Here is a 206-nt window from a genome sequence, read left to right on the forward strand (position 1 = left end):
GCGTGTTCCGGCCCGATGCCGGGATAATCCAGCCCCGCGCTGATCGAGTGGCCTTCGAGGATCTGCCCCTCGTCGTCCTGCAGCAGGTAGGTGCGGTTGCCGTGCAGGACGCCGGGGCGCCCGCCGGTGAGGCTGGCGCAATGCTGCATCGTCTCGTCCACGCCCTTGCCGCCGGCCTCGACCCCGATGATCCGCACGGAACGGTC

Annotated in this window: 1 pseudogene; it reads right to left on the reverse strand. The window is 70.4% G+C overall.

Annotated features, from left to right (window positions below):
• Positions 1–206, reverse strand: a pseudogene (locus RRF55_RS29525) (tryptophan synthase subunit beta); the annotation flags it as partial.

This window comes from Klebsiella sp. K47 (assembly GCF_051858335.1).
In the GTDB taxonomy this organism is placed as follows: Bacteria; Pseudomonadota; Gammaproteobacteria; order Enterobacterales; family Enterobacteriaceae; genus Klebsiella; species Klebsiella pneumoniae.